General features: G+C 73.9%; 1 protein-coding gene and 1 pseudogene. Both read left to right on the top strand.

Translation table 11 applies throughout. The features are described 5' to 3' along the window. Positions 1 to 784: DUF3348 family protein (locus VFM98_RS22100; protein WP_325112048.1), on the top strand; the 784-nt coding region annotated here is incomplete at its 5' end. Continuing rightward, a pseudogene (locus tag VFM98_RS22095) lies at positions 781 to 2,177 on the top strand (hypothetical protein); the annotation flags it as partial. The gene VFM98_RS22100 and the pseudogene VFM98_RS22095, both read left to right, overlap by 4 nt.

Genomic DNA, 2,177 nt, shown 5'->3' with positions numbered 1-2,177 from the left:
CGTCTTTTTGCGCAGCGCCTTCAGCCCTTCCACCCTGACCCGACTGCTGGACGGCTGGGCGCCCGTTGCCGCGGAGCCCTCCGGGCTCGACACGGCCGAACGGCTGGGCCTGTGGGTGAGCGCCTTCGACGCGATCCGGCTGCAGGCGGCACACCAGGCCATCGCGCAGCTGGACCCGGCGGCGGTTCCCCGGCGCCGCGCCCAGCGCGCAAGTGCGCTGGCCGAAGACGTGCAGCGGACGCGCTCGGTGCTGCTGCAGGCGATCGCGCAGGAGCCGGGGCCGGTGGTGGAAACCGCGCTCACGCCCGCCGACCTGCGGCGCCTCGCCCGCGCCGCGGCGCAGCCGCAGGCGGACGAGGAGGACGCGAGCTCCACCCGCTGGCGCCAACGCCACCTGGAGCTGCAGCGGCAGATGGAGCTGATGCTGCCGCCCCTGCGCGAGCACGTGCGGCAGGCGCTCGCGCAAGGCTCCTCGCGCCTGCGCCGGCTCGCCGCCCTCGACGCGGCGATGGACCAGGTGCTGGCCCCGCGCGAGCAGAAGCTGCTGCCCACCATCATCGAACGCATGGAGCGGCGCTTCACGCAGTTGCGCGAGGAGCACCGGCAGGCGCTGCAGGACAGCGGGCAGGACGACGCCCCCGCGGCCTGGCGGCAGCCGGGCGGCTGGCTCGCGCGCTTCGCCGGCGAGTGGCGCCAGCTGCTCGCGGCGGAACTGGAACTGCGGCTGCAGCCCGTGACGGGGCTGCTCGAGGCCGCGGCCAAGGAATGGAACGAACAGCAATGAGCAAGCGATTTTTTGCCGCCGCCTTCGCGATCGGGCTGGCCGCGGTGGCCTGGGTGGCCGCCGGCTTCGCCGGATCGAGCTGGCTGGCCTTGACGGTGACGCTGGTGATCGGCGGCGTGTACCTGCTGGGGGCGCTGGAGCTGCGGCAGTTCCGCGCCAGCACCGCCGCGTTGGTGGACGCGCTGGACGCGATCCCGCAGCCGCTGGACGACGTGAACGCCTGGGTCGAGCGCGTGCCGCCGGCGCTGCGCCCCGCGGTGCGCCTGCGCCTCGCGGGCGAGCGCGCCGCCCTGCCCGGCCCGGCGCTGACGCCCTACCTGGTGGGCCTGCTGGTGATGCTGGGCATGCTGGGCACCTTCCTCGGCATGGTGCTCACGTTCAAGGGGGCAGTGTTCGCGCTGGAAGGTTCGGGCGACCTGCAGGCCATGCGCTCCGCGCTCGCGGCCCCGATCCACGGCCTGGGGCTGTCCTTCGGCACCTCGGTCGCCGGCGTGGCCGCCTCGGCGATGCTGGGCCTGATGGCGGCCATCGCGCGGCGCGAGCGGCTGGAGGCGACGCGCCAGCTCGAGGCCTGCATCGCCGGCGTGCTGCGGCCCTTCTCGCTGGCGCACCAGCGCAACGAGACCTTCCAGGCGATCCGGCAGCAGGCGAGCGCCTTGCCGCAGCTGGTGGACCGGATGGAAGCGCTGATGGAGCGCATCGAGCAGCGCGGACGCCAGCTCGACGAGCAGCTCGCGCAGCGGCAGGAGCGCTTCCACGAGGAGGTGCGCGGCGCCTACGGCGCGCTGGCCGAACGCGTGGGCACCTCGCTCCAGGAAAGCCTGGCCGAAGGCGCGCGCGCCGCCGGCGAGACCATCCGGCCAGTGGTCGCCGCCGCCATGGCGCAGATCGCGCAGGACGCGCAGCGCCTGCACGCACAAGTGGGCGAGGATGCGAAGCGCCTGCACGCGCAGCTGGGCGAGGGCGCGCAGCGTGCCCACGCGCAGATGGCCGCGGATACGCAGCGTGTGCACGCGCAGATGACTGCGGATACGGAGCGCCTGCACGCGCGCATGGCCGACGAAGCGCGGCTCGTCTACTCCGGCGTGGCCGAAGAAGCACGCGGCGTTCACGCAGCGATCACCGAACAGGCGCAGCGCGCCCACGCAAGCATGGCGGAACAGGCGCAGCGCGTCCACGCCAGCGTGGTCGAAGAAGCGCAGCGCGTCCACGAGCGGCTCGCGGAGCAGGCTCAGCACCTGCACGCCCGCGTCGGCGAGGAGTCGGCCCGCGCGGCCGAGCGCGAGCAGCAAGTGCTGCAGGAGCGCGCGCAGTTGCTGGACCGCATGACTGCACTGCTGGCTTCACTGCAGCAGTCTTCCGGCGAACAGCGCGCCGCCATCGATGCGATGGT

This window comes from Ramlibacter sp., assembly GCF_035706265.1.
Classification (GTDB): domain Bacteria; phylum Pseudomonadota; class Gammaproteobacteria; order Burkholderiales; family Burkholderiaceae_C; genus Ramlibacter.
Note: the sequence above shows the minus strand (reverse complement) of the source record. Positions and strands in the feature narration are given on the sequence as shown.